Origin of the sequence: Streptomyces sp. YIM 121038 (genome assembly GCF_006088715.1) — a bacterium.
Lineage (GTDB): Bacteria > Actinomycetota > Actinomycetes > Streptomycetales > Streptomycetaceae > Streptomyces.
On sequence record NZ_CP030771.1, the window covers coordinates 3,844,794 to 3,861,398 of the forward strand.

At 71.3% G+C, this 16,605-nt stretch carries 19 protein-coding genes and 1 riboswitch; of the genes, 7 read left to right on the plus strand and 12 right to left on the minus strand.

All coding sequences use genetic code 11. The features are described 5' to 3' along the window. Positions 1-171: 171 nt before the first annotated feature. Together C9F11_RS16095 and C9F11_RS16100 are read left to right on the plus strand one after the other, a co-directional pair. Positions 172-1,485, plus strand: a complete 1,314-nt coding sequence (locus C9F11_RS16095) for a PTS transporter subunit EIIC (protein ID WP_138959946.1) — start codon at positions 172-174, stop codon at positions 1,483-1,485. Positions 1,486-1,713: 228 nt separating this feature from the next. After that, positions 1,714-2,964 (plus strand): PTS transporter subunit EIIC, encoded by a 1,251-nt coding sequence (locus C9F11_RS16100; RefSeq protein ID WP_138959947.1) that lies wholly within the window; start codon positions 1,714-1,716, stop codon positions 2,962-2,964. 115 nt (positions 2,965-3,079) lie between these two features. Here the strand turns inward: C9F11_RS16100 and C9F11_RS16105 are convergent, their stop codons facing one another. Continuing rightward, on the minus strand, positions 3,080-3,832 hold the full coding sequence (locus tag C9F11_RS16105; RefSeq protein ID WP_138959948.1) for an MBL fold metallo-hydrolase: 753 nt from the start codon (positions 3,830-3,832) through the stop codon (positions 3,080-3,082). 219 nt (positions 3,833-4,051) lie between these two features. On the opposite strand from C9F11_RS16105, the gene C9F11_RS16110 reads away from it, so the two are divergent. Then, positions 4,052-5,131 (plus strand): hypothetical protein, encoded by a 1,080-nt coding sequence (locus C9F11_RS16110; RefSeq protein ID WP_249402290.1) that lies wholly within the window; start codon positions 4,052-4,054, stop codon positions 5,129-5,131. 25 nt (positions 5,132-5,156) lie between these two features. Beyond that, entirely contained in the window at positions 5,157-5,594 is a 438-nt protein-coding gene (locus C9F11_RS16115; protein ID WP_138959949.1) for a type II toxin-antitoxin system PemK/MazF family toxin, read from the plus strand. A 268-nt stretch (positions 5,595-5,862) separates the two neighbouring features. Here C9F11_RS16115 and C9F11_RS16120 read toward each other — a convergent pair whose 3' ends face one another. The 8 genes from C9F11_RS16120 to C9F11_RS16150 all read right to left on the minus strand — a co-directional run bounded on the left by C9F11_RS16120 (position 5,863) and on the right by C9F11_RS16150 (position 12,667). Next, positions 5,863-6,813: a cysteine synthase gene (locus tag C9F11_RS16120; RefSeq protein ID WP_138959950.1), complete on the minus strand. Its 951-nt coding sequence runs from the start codon at positions 6,811-6,813 to the stop codon at positions 5,863-5,865. A 16-nt stretch (positions 6,814-6,829) separates the two neighbouring features. Further along, positions 6,830-7,117, minus strand: coding sequence for a MoaD/ThiS family protein (locus C9F11_RS16125; RefSeq protein WP_138959951.1), 288 nt, complete (start codon positions 7,115-7,117; stop codon positions 6,830-6,832). A gap of 145 nt (positions 7,118-7,262) precedes the next feature. Continuing rightward, positions 7,263-7,367, minus strand: coding sequence for a putative leader peptide (locus C9F11_RS49935; RefSeq protein ID WP_318783814.1), 105 nt, complete (start codon positions 7,365-7,367; stop codon positions 7,263-7,265). A 92-nt stretch (positions 7,368-7,459) separates the two neighbouring features. Continuing rightward, positions 7,460-8,305: an ABC transporter ATP-binding protein gene (locus C9F11_RS16130; protein WP_138959952.1), complete on the minus strand. Its 846-nt coding sequence runs from the start codon at positions 8,303-8,305 to the stop codon at positions 7,460-7,462. Then, the gene (locus C9F11_RS16135) at positions 8,302-9,303 is read right to left on the minus strand and encodes an iron ABC transporter permease (RefSeq protein WP_138959953.1); all 1,002 of its coding nucleotides are present in this window, start codon (positions 9,301-9,303) and stop codon (positions 8,302-8,304) included. The genes C9F11_RS16130 and C9F11_RS16135 overlap by 4 nt, the downstream gene beginning before the upstream one ends. Positions 9,304-9,458: 155 nt before the next feature. After that, positions 9,459-10,427 carry an ABC transporter substrate-binding protein gene (locus C9F11_RS16140; RefSeq protein WP_138959954.1) on the minus strand — a complete coding sequence of 323 codons (969 nt, stop codon included), beginning with the start codon at positions 10,425-10,427 and terminating at the stop codon, positions 9,459-9,461. A 65-nt stretch (positions 10,428-10,492) separates the two neighbouring features. Continuing rightward, positions 10,493-10,566: riboswitch (cobalamin riboswitch) on the minus strand. A 26-nt stretch (positions 10,567-10,592) separates the two neighbouring features. Further along, on the minus strand, positions 10,593-11,015 hold the full coding sequence (locus C9F11_RS16145; RefSeq protein ID WP_138959955.1) for a M67 family metallopeptidase: 423 nt from the start codon (positions 11,013-11,015) through the stop codon (positions 10,593-10,595). A gap of 173 nt (positions 11,016-11,188) precedes the next feature. Beyond that, on the minus strand, positions 11,189-12,667 hold the full coding sequence (locus tag C9F11_RS16150) for an amino acid permease (protein WP_138959956.1): 1,479 nt from the start codon (positions 12,665-12,667) through the stop codon (positions 11,189-11,191). On the opposite strand from C9F11_RS16150, the gene C9F11_RS47390 reads away from it, so the two are divergent. After that, on the plus strand, positions 12,666-12,821 hold the full coding sequence (locus C9F11_RS47390) for a hypothetical protein (RefSeq protein WP_161624867.1): 156 nt from the start codon (positions 12,666-12,668) through the stop codon (positions 12,819-12,821). The genes C9F11_RS16150 and C9F11_RS47390 overlap by 2 nt on opposite strands. Positions 12,822-13,079: 258 nt before the next feature. Here C9F11_RS47390 and C9F11_RS16155 read toward each other — a convergent pair whose 3' ends face one another. Together C9F11_RS16155 and clpS are read right to left on the minus strand one after the other, a co-directional pair. Beyond that, entirely contained in the window at positions 13,080-13,688 is a 609-nt protein-coding gene (locus tag C9F11_RS16155) for a DUF2017 domain-containing protein (protein ID WP_138959957.1), read from the minus strand. A gap of 11 nt (positions 13,689-13,699) precedes the next feature. Next, positions 13,700-14,017: an ATP-dependent Clp protease adapter ClpS gene (gene clpS, locus C9F11_RS16160; protein ID WP_030680803.1), complete on the minus strand. Its 318-nt coding sequence runs from the start codon at positions 14,015-14,017 to the stop codon at positions 13,700-13,702. A 79-nt stretch (positions 14,018-14,096) separates the two neighbouring features. Between clpS and C9F11_RS16165 the strand changes: the two genes are divergently transcribed. Beyond that, on the plus strand, positions 14,097-15,431 hold the full coding sequence (locus C9F11_RS16165; RefSeq protein ID WP_138959958.1) for a nicotinate phosphoribosyltransferase: 1,335 nt from the start codon (positions 14,097-14,099) through the stop codon (positions 15,429-15,431). A 71-nt stretch (positions 15,432-15,502) separates the two neighbouring features. Then, entirely contained in the window at positions 15,503-16,087 is a 585-nt protein-coding gene (locus tag C9F11_RS16170; protein WP_138959959.1) for an isochorismatase family protein, read from the plus strand. A gap of 139 nt (positions 16,088-16,226) precedes the next feature. On the opposite strand, the gene C9F11_RS16175 is transcribed toward C9F11_RS16170, so the two are convergent. Further along, positions 16,227-16,544 carry a hypothetical protein gene (locus C9F11_RS16175; protein ID WP_138959960.1) on the minus strand — a complete coding sequence of 106 codons (318 nt, stop codon included), beginning with the start codon at positions 16,542-16,544 and terminating at the stop codon, positions 16,227-16,229. Between the last annotated feature and the right edge of the window lie 61 nt (positions 16,545-16,605).

Genomic DNA, 16,605 nt, shown 5'->3' on the forward strand with positions numbered 1-16,605 from the left:
TGTCACGGTAACGCACGGTTGGCCCATCTTCGCGGGCGGTCACGGCGGCCGCACCCCATCATGACGATCAAGGTGTCGTCCCTGACCAGGGGGCCACCGCACACCCGCCCGCAACTGGTCTACACCAGTTTTCAACGACCGCCAAACTGGCCGGTTCCAGGAGGAACGCCGATGAGTTCGGACGCCGCCGCGGCACCGCAGAAGAAGTGGTGGAACGGCCTCTTCCAGGGCCTGCAGAAGATGGGCCGCAGCCTCCAGCTACCCATCGCCGTGCTGCCCGCCGCGGGCATCCTGAACCGGCTCGGCCAGCCGGACGTCTTCGGCGACGACGGCCTGGGCTGGACGAACGTCGCCAAGGTCTTCGCGGCCGCGGGCGGCGCCCTGCTCGACTCCTCGCTCGGCCTGCCGCTCCTCTTCTGCATCGGCGTGGCCATCGGCATGGCCAAGAAGTCGGACGGCTCCACCGCCCTCGCCGCCGTCGCGGGCTTCCTCGTCTACTACGCGGTGCTCCGCGCCTTCCCCGAGGACTGCGCGGCCGGGGCCGACTTCGCGGGCGCCGGGATGTGGAGCGGGGTGTGCGTGGCCGAGGACGGCACCTCGGCGCAGGCCTCGTACCAGAATCCGGGCGTGTTCGGCGGCATCGTGATGGGCCTGCTCGCGGCCTGGCTCTGGCAGCGCTACCACCGGGTGCGCCTGGTGGACTGGCTGGGCTTCTTCAACGGCCGCAGGCTCGTGCCGATCATCATGGCCTTCGTCGGCCTGGTCTTCGCGGGCCTGTGCGTCTGGGTCTGGCCGCCCATCGGCGACGGGCTCACCAGCTTCTCCAAGTGGCTGGTGGACCTCGGCTGGCTGGGCTCGGGCATCTTCGGCGTGGCCAACCGCGCGCTGCTCACGGTCGGCCTGCACCAGTTCCTGAACACCTTCGTCTGGTTCCAGTTCGGCGACTACACCAAGGCGGACGGCACCGTGGTGCACGGTGACATCAACCGCTTCCTCGCCGGGGACCCGACGGCGGGCCAGTTCACCTCGGGCTTCTTCCCGATCATGATGTTCGCGCTGCCCGCCGCCGCGCTCGCCATCACGCACGCGGCCCGCCCCGAGCGCCGCAAGGTCGTCGGCGGCATGATGCTCTCGGTCGGCCTGACCTCCTTCGTCACCGGCATCACCGAGCCGATCGAGTACTCCTTCCTCTTCATCGCGCCGCTCCTGTACGCGATCCACGCGGTGCTCACCGGCGTCTCGATGGCGGTGACGTGGGCGCTCGGAGTGAAGGACGGCTTCAGCTTCTCGGCGGGTCTCATCGACTACGTCATCAACTGGAGCCTGGCCACCAAGCCCTGGTTGATCATCCCGATCGGCCTGGCGTTCGCGGTCGTCTACTACGCTTTGTTCCGCTTCGTCATCCACAAGTTCGACCTGCCCACCCCGGGCCGCGAACCGGAAGAAGAGGCAAAGGCGTTGGACGCAGAACAGACCAAAGCGTAAGACTCAAGCGGAACCCCGCTCAGAGCCTTCGGAAAGGCCCTCGGACCCCTGGTCCCGGGGCCTTTCGTCATGCTTGTGACGGTATGGGCAAGGCCACAGGAATCGTAGGTTCCTTATGCCGCCTTGACCGTGTTACAACAGGTCTACACCACTGAGTGGTGTAGACCACCTGGATGCTGTCGCACCCCCCGAACTGTCCCCTGACAGCACCCGCACATGGAGGAAGTCATGAGTACGGCCACCGCCAAGGCGGCGCCCGCGAAGAAGCGGGGCGCCGGCCTCTTGCAGGGTCTGCAGAAGGTCGGCCGCAGCCTGCAGCTGCCCATCGCCGTGCTGCCCGCCGCGGGCATCCTGCTCCGCCTCGGCCAGCCGGACGTCTTCGGCGCGGACGGCCTGGGCTGGGGCAAGGTCGCCACGGTGTTCGCCAACGCCGGTGACGCCGTGTTCGCGAACATGCCGATGCTGTTCTGCATCGGTGTCGCGATCGGCTTCGCGAAGAAGGCGGACGGCTCCACCGCCCTCGCCGCGCTCGTCGGCTTCCTGGTCTACACGAACGTCCTGAAGGCGTTCCCGGTGACCGAGGCGAAGATCATGAAGGGGGCCGACGTCGCCGCGACGTACAACGACCCCAAGGTCTTCGGCGGCATCATCATGGGTCTGATCTCCGCCGTGGTCTGGCAGAAGTACCACCGCACCAAGCTGGTGGACTGGCTCGGCTTCTTCAACGGCCGCCGTCTGGTGCCGATCATCATGGCCTTCATCGGCACCGCCCTGGGCGTCTTCTTCGGCCTGTGCTGGGGCCCGGTCGGCGACGCGATCACCAACTTCGGCGAGTGGATGACCGGCCTCGGCTCCATCGGCGCGGGCGTCTTCGGCGTGGTCAACCGCGGGCTGCTCCCCGTCGGCATGCACCAGTTCGTGAACACCGTCGCCTGGCAGGAGATCGGCTCCTTCACGGACTCCGCCGGTGCCGTCTGGCACGGCGACATCCAGCGCTTCATGCACGGTGACCCGACCGCGGGTCAGTTCATGTCCGGCTTCTTCCCGATCATGATGTTCGCGCTGCCCGCCGTCGCGCTCGCCATCACGCACACCGCGCGCCCCGAGCGCCGCAAGGTCGTCGGCGGCATGATGCTGTCCCTCGCGCTCACCTCGTTCGTCACCGGCATCACCGAGCCGATCGAGTTCGCGTTCATGTTCATCGCCCCGGCCCTGTACGTGATCCACGCGGTCCTCACGGCCGTCGCCATGACGGTCACCTGGGCGCTCGGCGTGCACCACGGCTTCACCTTCTCCGCCGGTGCCATCGACTACGTCCTGAACTGGAAGTTCGCCGAGAAGCCCTGGATGATCATCCCGATCGGCCTCGTCTTCGCGGCCGTCTACTACGTGGTCTTCCGCTTCGCGATCGTCAAGTTCAACATCCCCACCCCGGGCCGTGAGCCCGAGGAGGAGATCGAGGACCTGACGAAGGCGTAGCCCCTCGGACAGCGCGAAGGCCCCGGAACCGCTCGGTTCCGGGGCCTTCGTCGTCGTGCCGGGACGGGCCCCTCCCGCGGCGCGCGCCGGTCCGGGGGCGTATCGATACGGCGCCTCAGAGCTGGTACGACGCTCCGGGCACGGCCAGCTCCGCCGGGCCGTCGAACACGGCGCGGGCGTCCGCGAGGTTCACCGCGGGGTCCGTCCACGGCGGGATGTGGGTGAGGACGAGGCGGCCCGCGCCCGCACGCGCGGCGGACTCGCCCGCCTCACGGCCGTTGAGGTGCAGGTCCGGGATGTTCTCCTTGCCGTGCGTGAACGCGGCCTCGCACAGGAAGAGGTCGGTGCCGGTGGCGAGTTCGTCGAGCGCCGCGCAGGGGCCCGTGTCGCCGGAGTACGTGAGCGACCTGCCGCCGTGCTCGACGCGCACGGCGTACGCCTCGACCGGATGGCAGACCTTCTCGGTGCGCACCGTGAACGGGCCGATGTCGAAGGCGCCCGGCTTGACCGTGTGGAAGTCGAAGACCTCGCTCATCGAGGACGCGGAGGGCGTGTCGGCGTACGCCGTGGTCAGGCGCTGCTCGGTGCCCTCGGGGCCGTACACCGGGATGGGCGCGCAGCGGCCGCCCTCGTGCCGGTAGTAGCGGGCCACGAAGTACGCGCACATGTCGATGCAGTGGTCGGCGTGCAGATGGCTGAGGAAGATCGCGTCGAGGTCGTACAGACCGATGTGGCGCTGGAGCTCGCCCAGGGCGCCGTTGCCCATGTCGAGCAGCAGCCGGAAGCCGTCGGCCTCGACGAGGTAGCTCGAGCAGGCCGAGTCCGCGGACGGAAACGACCCCGAGCAGCCGACGACGGTGAGCTTCATATAGCTGGAACCTCCGCGCTGGCGGTCGGGGGAATTCGGGGGCGTGCGGTCCGACGAGCGTAAGGCGCGAAACGGCGCCTCGCTCCTCCGTCGTGGGCCGTTGTGGGCGAACTCACCTGGGGTGTCACCGGTTCGGGGGGCCGGGCGGGGGCGGGGCGGCGGGGGACACTGGGAGGGAAGGTTTTGGCTGTGTCCGGGAGGGCTGAGGGAGTGTCGGGGATGGCGGGGCGGACGGGCGACCGGGCCGGTCGGTGGCGGCCGGTGCTCGCGGTCTGCTGCGCGCTGGTGCTCCTGCTGGCCCCCGTCGGGTTCTTCGCCGCCGTGCCGGGCGCGCTCGCGCGGGGGCACGCGTACGCCGCCGCGCCCGCCTGCGCGGCCGGGGCCAGGACGGGCTCGTGCACGACGACGGTGGCCGCGACCGTCACGGGCACCGAGGAGAAGGCCCGCGGCCGGAAGGCCGACTACTGGCTCCGCGTCACCGAGCGCGGCGACGACCGGGTGCGGCGCGTGCACATGTCCGGATCGAGGCTGCACGACGCCGTGCGCGCCGGGGACCGGGTGTCGCTGACGTACTGGCGGGGCGAGATCCGCACCGTGCGGTTCGGCACCGCCGCCGAGGAGACCGAGGCCTCGCCGGCCGACGACTGGCGCCTCCCCCTCGGCCTCGGCCTGCTGACGCTGCCCGTCGGGCTCGGCGTCCTGACGGCGGTCCTGTGGTGGCGCCGGAGGTACGCCGCCGCCGCGCACGCGAGCGCCTGGCAGCTCTCCGTGGGGCCCGTGGCCGGGGCGCTCCTGGGCTGCCTCGGCTTCGTCGCGGCCCAGGCCCGCCCGGACGTGCGCGGCGCCCTGCTGGTCACGGCCCTCGGGGTGCCTCCGGTGGCGGCGCTCACCGCTCTGGTCGCGTGGCTCACGCGGCGGCGGGAGCGGCGGGCCGTCGACACCAGCGACATCGTTCCGGTGCCGCCCGCCGGGAGGCGGTGCGTGCGCGCGGCCGTGCTCGGGGACGTGCCCTACAGCGTGGACGGCTTCGACCACCTGGTCGTCGGGGACGGGGCGCCCGCGGTGACGCCCGACCCCGACGGGCGCGTCGCCCGCAGGCCGCTGCCGCCGTCACTGACCGTGCACGAGGTCCGGGCGCCGCGGCCCGGCGACACCGTCCTCGGGCCGGGCGGCGGCACGTACGACACCGTCCTCATCGAGTGCCGCGACGGCGCCGTGACCGTCGTCATCGCCCTGGCGCGCGAGGACGCTCCCGTCGTCCTCGGCGCCCTCCTTTCGCCGGCGCGGGCGGCGGGCTGAGGAGCCCGCCGGTACCGTCGGGGCTATGGACACGTCCTGGTGGCTGGCGCTCGCCGCGGTGGTGGTGCTCGCCCTGGTGGCCACCGTGGTGGACGGGTGGGGGCGCGGGCGCGGGCGCTCGCGCGGCGCGGGGCGGACGGCGCGCAGGGCCGCCTCGGGAGCGCCGGTCCGGCCGCGGGCCGCGGAGATCTGGTGGGCCGTGGCCGACGAGGCCGAGCGCCCCTTCCTCGTCCTGTCCGTACGGGGTGACGCCGTGCGCGTCGCGACGATCACCACCCGGTTCCACGACGAGCGGGCCGGGGTGATTCCGCTGCCGCCCGGGGCCGTGGGCGACGTCCAGGGGCGCGCGAGCTTTCTGGAGCCGGAGGGGGTGCGGGAGCTGTGGGCCGGGGACTTCCGGCGGCGGGCGGGGGTGGTGGACCCGGCGTTGTGGGACCAGGTGCGGTACCTCGGCGGCGGCTGACCCTTCGCGGTGCGCCCCAGGCCCGCCCCTTCCCGATCCGGGGGGCTCCGCCCCCCGTGCCCCCGTTGTCGGCCGCTCCGCGCCTCGTCCTCAAACGCCGGACGGGCTGGATGGTGCCGCTGCGGGCCTCATCTCGTCTGCGGGTCCGCCGACGGCGTCTGCGGGTCCGCAGAAGGCGTCCGGCCCGGACCGAGATCTTTCAAGCCCGTCCGGCGTTTGAGGACGAGGCCGCAGGCCGACCGACCGGTTCCAGGGCGCCCCCCCAGGGCTACGCCCAGAGTTGGCCCTGGACCGTGGCGATGGCCTCCTCCGTCGTGGTGGCCGTGTACAGGCCCGTCGAGAGGTACTTCCAGCCGCCGTCGGCCACGACGAAGGCGATGTCCGCCTGCTCCCCGGCCTTGACGGCCTTGCGGCCGACGCCGATGGCCGCGTGCAGGGCCGCGCCGGTGGAGACTCCGGCGAAGATGCCCTCCTCCTTGAGCAGCTCGCGCGTGCGGGTCACCGCGTCGGCGGAGCCCACGGAGAAGCGGGTGGTGAGGACCGACTCGTCGTACAGCTCGGGGACGAAGCCCTCGTCGAGGTTGCGCAGGCCGTAGACCAGGTCGTCGTAGCGCGGCTCCGCGGCGACGATCTTCACGTCGGGCTTGTGCTCGCGCAGATAGCGGCCGACGCCCATGAGCGTGCCGGTGGTGCCGAGCCCGGCCACGAAGTGGGTGATCGAGGGCAGGTCGGCGAGGATCTCGGGGCCGGTGGTGGCGTAGTGGGCGCCCGCGTTGTCCGGGTTGCCGTACTGGTAGAGCATCACCCAGTCGGGGTGCTCGGCCGCCAGCTCCTTGGCGACGCGCACGGCGGTGTTGGAGCCCCCCGCCGCGGGCGACGGAATGATCTCGGCGCCCCACATCGTGAGCAGTTCGCGCCGCTCCCGGGAGGTGTTCTCCGGCATGACGCACACGATGCGGTAGTCCTTGAGCCTGGCCGCCATGGCGAGCGAGATGCCGGTGTTGCCCGAGGTCGGTTCGAGAATGGTGCAGCCGGGGGTCAACCGGCCGTCCTTCTCGGCCTGTTCGATCATGTGGAGCGCGGGCCGGTCCTTGATGGAGCCGGTCGGATTGCGGTCCTCCAGTTTGGCCCAGACGCGGACGTCGGCGGACGGTGACAGGCGCGGCAGGCGGACCAGCGGCGTGTTGCCGACGGCCGCGAGCGGGGAGTCGTAACGCATGCGGCGGCCGCGGCCGTCAGACCATGCCGCCCGCGACGGCGGGCAGGATCGTGACGCTGTCGCCGTCGGTGAGCTCGGTGGAGACGCCCGCCAGGAAGCGGACGTCCTCGTCGTTCAGGTACACGTTCACGAACCGGCGCAGTTCGTTGCCCTTGTCCTTGTCGATGAGGCGCTCCTGGATGCCCGCGTGCCGGGTCTCGAGGTCGGCGAAGAGCGCGGCGATGGTGTCGCCGTTGCCCTCGACGGCCTTCTCGCCGCCGGTGTAGGTGCGGAGGATGGTCGGGATGCGGACCTCGATGGCCATGGCGATGGGCTCCTGTCGGGAGGGGCGGACTACCGGAACTGCGAGAAGTGCGAGCACTGCGGGAACTGCGCGAGGGGCGGGCCGCCCGGCGCGCGGGCGGGCGGCGCCCCCGGCCCGGGAGCGCTGGGCGCGGCCCGGCGGCGCCTCAGCGCCGACAGATGGCGCTGGCGAGACGGCACAGGTCGACGTGCAGCCGGCCGACGAGCAGGGCGCCCGGCGTCGTATCGATGCTCACGTCGTTCGAAACCATGGGGTCATCGTATCGATTCCCGGTCCGGGTCCCGGAATGTGATCTCGGATACCGGACGGATCCGGCTCGGCACCCGGACGCGGGCGGACCGCTCAGGGCGCGGGGACGCGCCGCGAGGGGCCCGGCAGATAGGTGACGGTGGGGGCTCCGGTGGCCGGGTGGACGGCCACTTCGGCCGTGACGCCGTACACCTCCGCGAGGAGTTCGCCGGTCAGGACCTCTCCCGGGGGCCCGGACGCGACGACGCGGCCGCCGTCGAGCACGTACAGGCGGTCGCAGTAGTACGCGGCCAGGGTCAGGTCGTGCAGGGCGAGCAGGTTCGCGGTGCCGAGCTCCTTGACCAGGCCGAGGATCTCCAGCTGGTAGCGGATGTCCAGGTGGTTGGTGGGCTCGTCGAGCACGAGGACGGCGGGTTCCTGCACCAAGGCGCGGGCGAGCAGGGCCCGTTGCCGCTCGCCGCCGGAGAGCTGACCGAAGGGGCGGTCGGCGAGGTCCGCCGCGCCGACGCGGCCCAGGGCGTCGGCCACCATGGCCCGGTCGGTGGTGGTGTCGGCCTCCCAGAAGCGCTTGTGCGGGGAACGGCCCATGGCCACCACCTGGCGGACGGTGAGTTCGAAGCCCGCGTGGCCGTCCTGCGGCACGGTGGCGACGCGGCGGGCCCGCGCCTTGACCCCGGCCGCCGCCAGGTCGGCGCCGTCGAGCAGGACCCGCCCCGCGGTGGCCGCGAGCGCGCCGTAGACGCAGCGCAGCAGCGTCGTCTTGCCGCTGCCGTTGGGGCCGACGATGCCGACCGTCTCACCCGCGGAGACGGTGAGCGAGACGCCGTCGACGAGACGGCGGCCGGACGGGGTGTCGTACGTGAGGTCCTCGGCCCGCAGGCGCCCGGCGCCGGGGAGCGGGCCCGCGGCCCCGGCGGGCGGTCGTCGTCCTTCGGTCATGCCGTCACCCCTTCGTGCGTCCGGCCCCGGCGCAGCTGCCACAGGAAGAACGGGCCGCCGGTGAGCGCGGTGAGCACGCCCACGGGGATGTCCTGCGGCGCCGCCAGGGTGCGCGCCGCGAGGTCGGCGACGACCAGGAACACCGCGCCCATCAGCGCCGCCACCGGGAGCAGCGCCCGGTGTCCGGCGCCGACCAGCATGCGGGCCGCGTGCGGCACCATCAGGCCGACGAAGCCGATGGCCCCGCTGTGCGCGACGAGGACGCCGGTCACCAGCGAGGCGAGCACGAAGACGCCCGCGCGGAACCGGGCCGTGTCCAGGCCGAGGACGGTGGCGCCCTCCTCCCCCACCAGGAGCAGGTCGAGCGGCCGGGCGAGCGCGAGGAGCACGGCCGTGCCGAGGGCGAGCACGGTCAGGGGCACGGCGAGCATGTCCCAGCGGGCGCTGCCGAGGCCGCCGAGCGTCCAGTACAGGACCTCCTGGAGGTGGTCGGCGCGGGCCGAGACCACCAGGATCAGGCTGGTCAGGGCGGACAGGACGTAGGAGACGGCCACGCCGGCGAGGACCAGGCGGCCGGTGGTGAAGCCGCCGCCGGGCTCCCGGGCCAGCACGTACACGACGAGGAGCGCGAGGAACGCGCCCGCGAAGGACGCCGCCGGGATGGTCACCGTGGTGGCCAGGCCCGCGCCCCAGCCGAGCACGATCACGCCGACCGCGCCCGCGGAGGCGCCGGAGGAGACGCCGAGCAGGAACGGGTCGGCCAGCGGGTTGCGGACCAGGGCCTGGAGGGTGGTGCCGATGACGGCGAGCCCCGCGCCGACGGCCGCGCCGAGCAGCACTCTGGGGAGGCGGACGTCGAGGACGATGGTCCGGTACGGGGACGGTCCTTCGGCCCTGCCCGTGAGGATGTCGAAGACCTCGGCGGGCGGGATCCTGACCGAGCCGTAGGCCAGCGCGGCGATGCCTGCGGCCGCGAGGGCGAGGGTCAGGGTCGCCATGAGGATGGCGTAGCGGGCCCTGCCGGGGGCTCCCCGAGCCCGCCCCTTCCCGAAACGGGGGGCTCCGCCCCCGGGCCCCCGTGCGTCGCGCTTCGCGCTCGTCCTCAAGCGCCGGACGGGCTGGACAGTGCCCGGGGCGGACTTCTCGGTCTGGGTCACCGCAGCTGCTCCGCCAGCTTCTCCACCGCCTTTGGTGCGCGTACGCCGAGGACCACGTCCGACAGGGGCAGGACCGCGAAGCGCTTGTTCTTGATGGCGGGGACGTCCTTGAGTGCCGGGTCGTCGAGGAGGCGCTTCTTCTTCTGGGCCACGGTCGTCGCGCCGTAGTCGTAGATGAGGACGACGTCGGGACTGCGGTCGACCACCGTCTCCCAGGAGGCGTCGCCGAAGGACTTGTCGAGGTCGGCCATCACGTTGCGGCCGCCGGCGCGCTTGATGATGTCGTTGCCGATGCCCTTGCCGCCCGCCGTGAAGGCGGTCTTGTCGCCGCTGTCGTAGACGAAGACCGACGGTGCCCTGCCGCCCTTGGCCTTCTTCGCGGCGCGGGCCAGCTCGGCCTCGGCGGTGCGCACCCACTTCTCGGCCCGGTCGCGGACGCCGAAGGTGGCGCCGGTCTCGCGGACCTCGCGGTAGACGTCGTCCATCGTGACCGGCTTCTTGGCGCAGCCCTCGATGTTCAGGCGGCTGTTGATCCCGGACTTGGCGAGGGCCTCGCGGGAGCGGCCCTCACCGGCGGCGAAGGCGCTGGAGTAGCCGCCGTAGACGAAGTCGGGGTTCGCGGCGAGGAGCTTCTCGTACGAGGGGTACTCCTTGGCGAGCACCGGCAGGGACTTGTAGTCCTTCGCGTACGCCGGGAGCACCTCGTCGTCGAGGTAGGCGGTCCCGGCGATGCTGTCCTTGAGGCCCAGCTCGAGGAGGATCTCCGTGGCGTGCTGGTTCATGGGCACGGCGCGCTCGGGGGGCGCCTTGTACGTCGTCCGCACACCGCAGTTGGTGACGGTGTACGGGAATCCGGCGGCCTTGGACTTCCCGGCCGGGGCGTCGGACCCGGAGTCGCCGGACGACGAGCAGGCCGTGAGCGGGAGCAGGGTCGCCGCGGCGACGAGCAGCACGCGGATGCGCATGACTGTGCGGTCCTCCTCCAGGGGATTTCCGCGTCCCCTGCGTCAAGTGGGAGGAGGCGGCAGGTCAGTTCCTGACTCCCGGCACGCGCGCGTGCCGGTCACAGTGGCGGGACCGCGCCGGACTCACACCGGCTTCCTGGGGTCCTGCCGCCTCGAAGGTCGGCTTCAGTATGCCTGTACGACCTGGACGTCCTCCTCGGTGACCTCCCCGTCCACGATGCGGAACGAGCGGAACTGGAAGGGTCCCGCGTCGTCGGCGTCGGCGGTGGACACCAGGACGTAGTGGGCGCCGGGCTCGTTCGCGTACGAGATGTCCGTGCGGGAGGGGTAGGCCTCCGTGGCGGTGTGCGAGTGGTAGATGACGACGGGTTCCTCGTCGCGGTCGTCAAGATCGCGGTACAGCTTGAGCAGGTCCGCCGAGTCGAACTCGTAGAACGTGGGCGAGCGGGCCGCGTTCAGCATCGGGACGAACCGCTCGGGGCGGTCCGTGCCCGCCGGGCCGGCGACGACGCCGCACGCCTCGTCGGGGTGGTCCTTGCGCGCGTGCGCGACGATCTCGTCCCACAGGGCCTGGGTGATGGTCAGCATGTGGGCCAGGATAAGCAGCACGAACGTACGAAAGGGCCGCCGCGTACCAGTATGTGATACGCGACGGCCCGAATCGTGAACGCAGGCCCGCTGCGGTGGGGCAGCGCCCCGAAGGGGCGCGGGGAACTGCGCGACCAGCCACAGACGGCCCGCAGCTCCGTGAGACGCAGAGGTCAGTCCTTGGCCCCAGGCACAGCGGCAGCGTGCTGGCGCTTCTTGAAGGCCGCGGCCTCCGGGTTGCGGCTCTTGAGCACCAGGTAGGACACGCACAGGATGGCGGCCCAGACCGGGGCGCAGTACAGCGAGATCCGGGCGTCCTTGTCGATGCCCATCATCACGATGACCATGCCGATGAAGGCGAGCGCGAACCAGCTGGTGTACGGGGCGCCCGGGGCGCGGAAGGTGGACTGCGGCAGGATGCCGCGGTCGGCCTTACGGCGGTAGTTGATCTGGGAGACCAGGATCATGATCCAGGCCCACATGCCGGAGATGGTGGCGAAGGAGACGACGTAGTTGAACGCCTCGCCCGGCCACTGGTAGTTGATCCACACGCCGACGAGCATCAGCGCGGCGGACGCGGTGGTGCCGACCAGCGGCAGGCCGTTCTTGGTGAGCTTGGTGAAGAACTTCGGGCCCTGGCCGTTGAGCGCGAGGTCGCGCAGCATGCGGCCGGTGGAGTACATGCCCGAGTTGCAGGAGGAGAGCGCGGCCGTCAGGACCACGAAGTTCACGATCGCGGCGCCGATGCCGAGGCCCATCTTCTCGAAGGCCGCGACGAACGGGGAGACACCGGGCTGGAAGGACGTCCACGGGACGACCGAGAGGATCATGATCAGGGCGCCGACGTAGAAGACGGCGATGCGCCACGGCACGGTGTTGATCGCCTTGGGCAGGGTCTTCTTCGGGTCCTTGGACTCACCCGCGGTGACGCCGACGAGCTCCACGGCCAGGAAGGCGAACATCACGATCTGGAGGGTCATCAGCGTGTTGCCGATGCCGTTGGGGAAGAAGCCGCCGTTGTCCCACAGGTGCGTGACGGACGCGCTGTCCCCGGCGTCGGAGAAGCCGATGGTGAGGATGCCGGCACAGATCAGGATCATGCCGATGATGGCGGTGACCTTGACCATGGAGAACCAGAACTCCAGCTCGCCGAAGAGCTTCACGGAGATCAGGTTGGCGCCGTACAGGATGACGGTGAAGATCAGCGCGTAGGCCCATTGCGGAATGGAGTCATGGGTCCAGTACTGCATGTACTGGGCTGCCGCCGTGACTTCGGTGATGCCGGTGACGACCCAGAAGAGCCAGTACGTCCAACCGGTCACGAATCCGAAGAACGGGCCGACGAACTCGCGGGCGTACTCCGAGAACGAACCCGACACGGGCCGGTACATCAGGAGCTCGCCGAGCGCGCGCATGATGAAGAAGATGACGAGGCCCGCGATGGCGTAAGCGAGGATGAGGCTCGGCCCGGCCTTGTGAATGGCCTTGCCCGCGCCGAGGAACAGCCCGGTGCCGATGGCACCGCCGATCGCGATCATCTGGATCTGCCGGGCACCGAGCCCGCGCTGATAGCCCTCGTTCTCGCCGGACGCGTCCGCGCCCGCCGCGGCCCCATTGCCGTCGTGATGCTCTTCGACCTGCACTGAGGTCATGGTGACGCCTTTCTCCATGCTGATCCGCGCCGCGAACTGCGGTTTCGCCGCGGACCAGGTCGTGATCCCCCGAATGGTGATGGAGTGCCGCCGACGGTCAGTCGGCCCCTGGCGTGCCGTCGGCGACATGGGTGGCGTCACCGAGCGGTCGTGAACATTTATCACGACCGTCACAGTGATCGAATGAGCCCGCTATGGCGCACACCACAGGAAGAAGCGGACAAAACTCCCATTGAGCGGCATATGCGGACGGTATGGTGACCCGATCGTTATCCGGATTTGAGCGTCCGTTGAGCGAACGTCCGCGATCTTCAAGAAGACGTCACGCGGAGGCCGGGAAACCGTCACCCCGTCCGACAGAAAACCTTCACACCGGCCATCGGAAGAACTTCACGCCCGGCCGGGTCCCGCCTCACCCGGTCAGCGTGTCGACGAGGGTCTCCTGGAGTCCCCCCAGCCACAGGTACGCCATCACCATCGGCTTGCGCGGATCGGAGTCCGGCAGGCGGTAGAGGATGTCGGTGTCCTCCTCGTCGGTCACCTCCAGGCGGGTGCCGATCGCGAGCCGCAGGTCGTTGAGCGCGCCGAGCCAGCGGCGCGAGTCGTCGACGGACAGCTTCAGGACGGCGCCGCCCTCGCCCGCGACGGTCAGCGCGTCCAGGCAGCGGACCACCGCGAGCGCGTCGTCCCGCTTGCGCGCCCGCAGGTCGTTCTCGGTGAAGCGGCGGAACTCCGCGGAGTACGACCGCAGTTCGGCGGCCTGCGCCTCGGAGGCGCCCTCGGTGCCGGGGCCGCCGTACGCGTCCGGGAGCAGCCGCTTGAGCACCGGGTCGGCGGGCGGCTCGCTCGGGCCGGGCGCGAAGAGCTCGGCGAAGAGGTCGTCGTCGGCGCCCGCGGGCTCGTCGCCGGGGCCGATCAGCTCCAGGAGCTGCACGGCGAGGGAGCGGATGATGGAGATCTCGACCTCGTCGAGCGCGACGGCCGCGCCGCCCCCCGGGATCGGTTCGAATTGTCCTGGCATCGGTCGCGTCGCTACTTCCGGTCCTGCTGCAGGGTGGCCCACAGTCCGTACCCGTGCATGGCCTGCACGTCGCGCTCCATCTCCTCGCGCGTTCCCGCGGAGACGACGGCGCGGCCCTTGTGGTGGACGTCGAGCATGAGCTTGGTCGCCTTGTCCTTGGAGTACCCGAAGTACGTCTGGAAGACGTACGTCACGTAGCTCATGAGATTCACCGGGTCGTTGTGCACCAGGGTGATCCAGGGAACGTCGGGTTCGGGGACCGCGAAGGTCTCTTCGTCCGCGTCCGGGCGGGTGATCTCTGCAGGAGCCGCGCTACTCACTTGTCCCATGCTGCCACCCGCAGGGGGCGACCGCACAAACGGGCCCCTGAAATCGTCAGAGTGACGAGATGGGGGTAGCATTCGTCGTATGAACTCTGGGGAGCATGAGCTGGGGCTGCCGGTGGACGTCCCGTCCACGGCGCTCTTCACGGATCACTACGAGTTGACGATGTTGCAGGGCACGCTCAAGTCCGGCGCCGCGCACCGCCGCTCGGTCTTCGAGGTGTTCACGCGCCGCCTGCCCGAGGGCCGTCGCTACGGAGTGGTCGCCGGGACCGGCCGGGTCCTGGACGCCGTGGAGAACTTCCGCTTCGACGCGGACGTCCTCTCCTTCCTGCGCGAACGCGGCGTCGTGGACGAGCCGACCCTGCGGTGGCTCGCCTCGTACCGCTTCAGCGGGGACGTGTGGGGCTACCCGGAGGGCGAGGTGTACTTCCCCGGCTCACCGATCCTGCGGGTCGAGGGCAGCTTCGCGGAGTGCGTGCTCCTGGAGACCGTGATCCTGTCGATCCTCAACCACGACTCGGCCATCGCCGCGGCCGCGTCCCGGATGGCCTCCGCCGCGGGCGGGCGGCCGCTGATCGAGATGGGCGCGCGCCGCACCCACGAGCTGGCGGCCGTCGCCGCGTCCCGGGCGGCCTACGTCGGCGGCTTCACCACCACCTCCGACCTCGCCGCGGGCTTCCGCTACGGCATCCCGACCGTCGGCACCTCCGCGCACGCCTTCACCCTGGTCCACGACAGCGAGCGCGACGCCTTCCGCGCCCAGGTGGACTCCCTCGGCCGCGGCACGACCCTGCTCGTCGACACCTACGACGTCGGCGAGGCCGTCCGGATGGCCGTCGAGATCGCGGGCCCGGAGCTCGGCGCCGTCCGCATCGACTCCGGCGACCTCCTCCTGGTCGCGCACCGGGTGCGGCAGCAGCTGGACGAGCTCGGCGCCACCCAGGCCAAGATCGTCGTCACCTCCGACCTGGACGAGTACGCCATCGCCTCGCTGGCGGCCGCGCCCGTGGACGCGTACGGCGTGGGCACCCAGCTGGTCACCGGCTCCGGGCACCCCACCTGCTCCATGGTCTACAAGCTGGTCGCCCGCGCCCGCTCCGCCGACCCGAAGGCGCCCCTCGAACCCGTCGCGAAGAAGTCGCTCGGCGCCAAGTCGTCCCTGGGCGGCCGCAAGTGGGCCGCGCGCCGCCCCGACGCCCAGGGGGTCGCCGAGGCCGAGGTCGTCGGCACCGGACCGGTCCCGGCGGACCTGGCGGACCACCAGCTCCACGTCGAGCTGATCAAGGGCGGGGCGGTGCTCGCCCGGGAGCCCCTGGACACCGTCCGCGACCGGCACGCGGCGGCGCGGGCCTCGCTGCCGCTCTCGGCGACCCAGCTCTCGCGGGGCGAGGCCGTCATCCCCACGGAGTTCGTGTGAACGCCGCCCCCTCCCGCATCGGACGTGAAGTCTCTACGCTCGATTCATCCAGCTAACGAAGGACACCCGCCATGCGCCGCGCCCTGATCGTCGTAGACGTACAGAACGACTTCTGCGAGGGGGGCAGCCTGGCGGTGGCGGGCGGCGCGGACGTGGCCGCCGCCATCACCGACCTCATCGGCCAGACGCCCGCCTGCTACCGCCACGTCGTGGCCACCCGCGACCACCACATCGCCCCCGGCGGCCACTTCTCCGCCACGCCCGACTACGTCGACTCCTGGCCGCCGCACTGCGTGGCCGGGACCGAGGGCGTCGGCTTCCACCCGAACTTCGCGCCCGCCGTGGCCTCCGGGGCCGTCGACACCGTCTTCTCCAAGGGGGAGCACTCGGCGGCGTACTCCGGCTTCGAGGGGGCCGACGAGAACGGGGTGCCGCTGGCGCGGTGGCTGCGGGAGCGGCAGGTGCGGGAGGTGGACGTGGTGGGGATCGCCACGGACCACTGCGTGCGGGCCACCGCGCTCGACGCCGTGCGGGAGGGGTTCCGGACCCATGTCCTGCTCGACCTCACGGCGGGCGTGGCCGAGGCCACGACGGAGCGGGCCCTGGAGGAGCTCCGCGCCGCGGGCGTCGAACTGACGGGCAAGCCGGTGGTGTAGCCCTCGCGGGTAGCGCCCCAGACCCGCCCCTTCCCGCTTCCTGGGGGCTCCGCCCCCAGACCCCCGCTCCTCAAACGCCGGAGAGGCTGAAGGATCTGCCGCGACCGGCGACAGATCCAGCCCGTCCGGCGTTTGAGGGTCAAGCCGCCGCCCGCCTCATCAGGGCCCTGATCGGGTGCCACAGTTCCTGCGCGCCCTGCACGGGGGCCGTGCGCCATATGAGGCCGTCGGGGTGGTGGAGGACCGCCGTGACCTCGTCGGGAGTGGGCGGCTCCGCGTTGCCGCGGAGGTACACCGACCGGAGCCCGAGGTTCCGTAGCCGGGTCAGGGCCCTCGCCCGGTTCACGGAGTGCACCAGGACCCGTACCCGCGCCCCCGCCGAAGGGCCGGGGCTCGGCAGGGTCAGCGCCACCACCACGCTGCCGTTCGGCAGCTTGCAGAAGCCTCCTGCGGCCATGCCGTGTCACACCCCCGTGAGACGTCGCGTCAATAAGGAATCCACAGCACGCACCTAAACA

Bases quoted from the DNA above. Each gene is read 5' to 3' on its own strand.
- C9F11_RS16095 (WP_138959946.1), top strand. From the start codon at position 172: ATGAGTTCGGACGCCGCCGCGGCACCGCAGAAGAAGTGGTGGAACGGC.
- C9F11_RS16100 (WP_138959947.1), top strand. From the start codon at position 1,714: ATGAGTACGGCCACCGCCAAGGCGGCGCCCGCGAAGAAGCGGGGCGCC.
- C9F11_RS16105 (WP_138959948.1), bottom strand. From the start codon at position 3,832: ATGAAGCTCACCGTCGTCGGCTGCTCGGGGTCGTTTCCGTCCGCGGAC.
- C9F11_RS16110 (WP_249402290.1), top strand. From the start codon at position 4,052: ATGGCGGGGCGGACGGGCGACCGGGCCGGTCGGTGGCGGCCGGTGCTC.
- C9F11_RS16115 (WP_138959949.1), top strand. From the start codon at position 5,157: ATGGACACGTCCTGGTGGCTGGCGCTCGCCGCGGTGGTGGTGCTCGCC.
- C9F11_RS16120 (WP_138959950.1), bottom strand. From the start codon at position 6,813: ATGCGTTACGACTCCCCGCTCGCGGCCGTCGGCAACACGCCGCTGGTC.
- C9F11_RS16125 (WP_138959951.1), bottom strand. From the start codon at position 7,117: ATGGCCATCGAGGTCCGCATCCCGACCATCCTCCGCACCTACACCGGC.
- C9F11_RS49935 (WP_318783814.1), bottom strand. From the start codon at position 7,367: ATGGTTTCGAACGACGTGAGCATCGATACGACGCCGGGCGCCCTGCTC.
- C9F11_RS16130 (WP_138959952.1), bottom strand. From the start codon at position 8,305: ATGACCGAAGGACGACGACCGCCCGCCGGGGCCGCGGGCCCGCTCCCC.
- C9F11_RS16135 (WP_138959953.1), bottom strand. From the start codon at position 9,303: ATGGCGACCCTGACCCTCGCCCTCGCGGCCGCAGGCATCGCCGCGCTG.
- C9F11_RS16140 (WP_138959954.1), bottom strand. From the start codon at position 10,427: ATGCGCATCCGCGTGCTGCTCGTCGCCGCGGCGACCCTGCTCCCGCTC.
- C9F11_RS16145 (WP_138959955.1), bottom strand. From the start codon at position 11,015: ATGCTGACCATCACCCAGGCCCTGTGGGACGAGATCGTCGCGCACGCG.
- C9F11_RS47390 (WP_161624867.1), top strand. From the start codon at position 12,666: ATGGTGACGCCTTTCTCCATGCTGATCCGCGCCGCGAACTGCGGTTTC.
- C9F11_RS16150 (WP_138959956.1), bottom strand. From the start codon at position 12,667: ATGACCTCAGTGCAGGTCGAAGAGCATCACGACGGCAATGGGGCCGCG.
- C9F11_RS16155 (WP_138959957.1), bottom strand. From the start codon at position 13,688: ATGCCAGGACAATTCGAACCGATCCCGGGGGGCGGCGCGGCCGTCGCG.
- clpS (WP_030680803.1), bottom strand. From the start codon at position 14,017: ATGGGACAAGTGAGTAGCGCGGCTCCTGCAGAGATCACCCGCCCGGAC.
- C9F11_RS16165 (WP_138959958.1), top strand. From the start codon at position 14,097: ATGAACTCTGGGGAGCATGAGCTGGGGCTGCCGGTGGACGTCCCGTCC.
- C9F11_RS16170 (WP_138959959.1), top strand. From the start codon at position 15,503: ATGCGCCGCGCCCTGATCGTCGTAGACGTACAGAACGACTTCTGCGAG.
- C9F11_RS16175 (WP_138959960.1), bottom strand. From the start codon at position 16,544: ATGGCCGCAGGAGGCTTCTGCAAGCTGCCGAACGGCAGCGTGGTGGTG.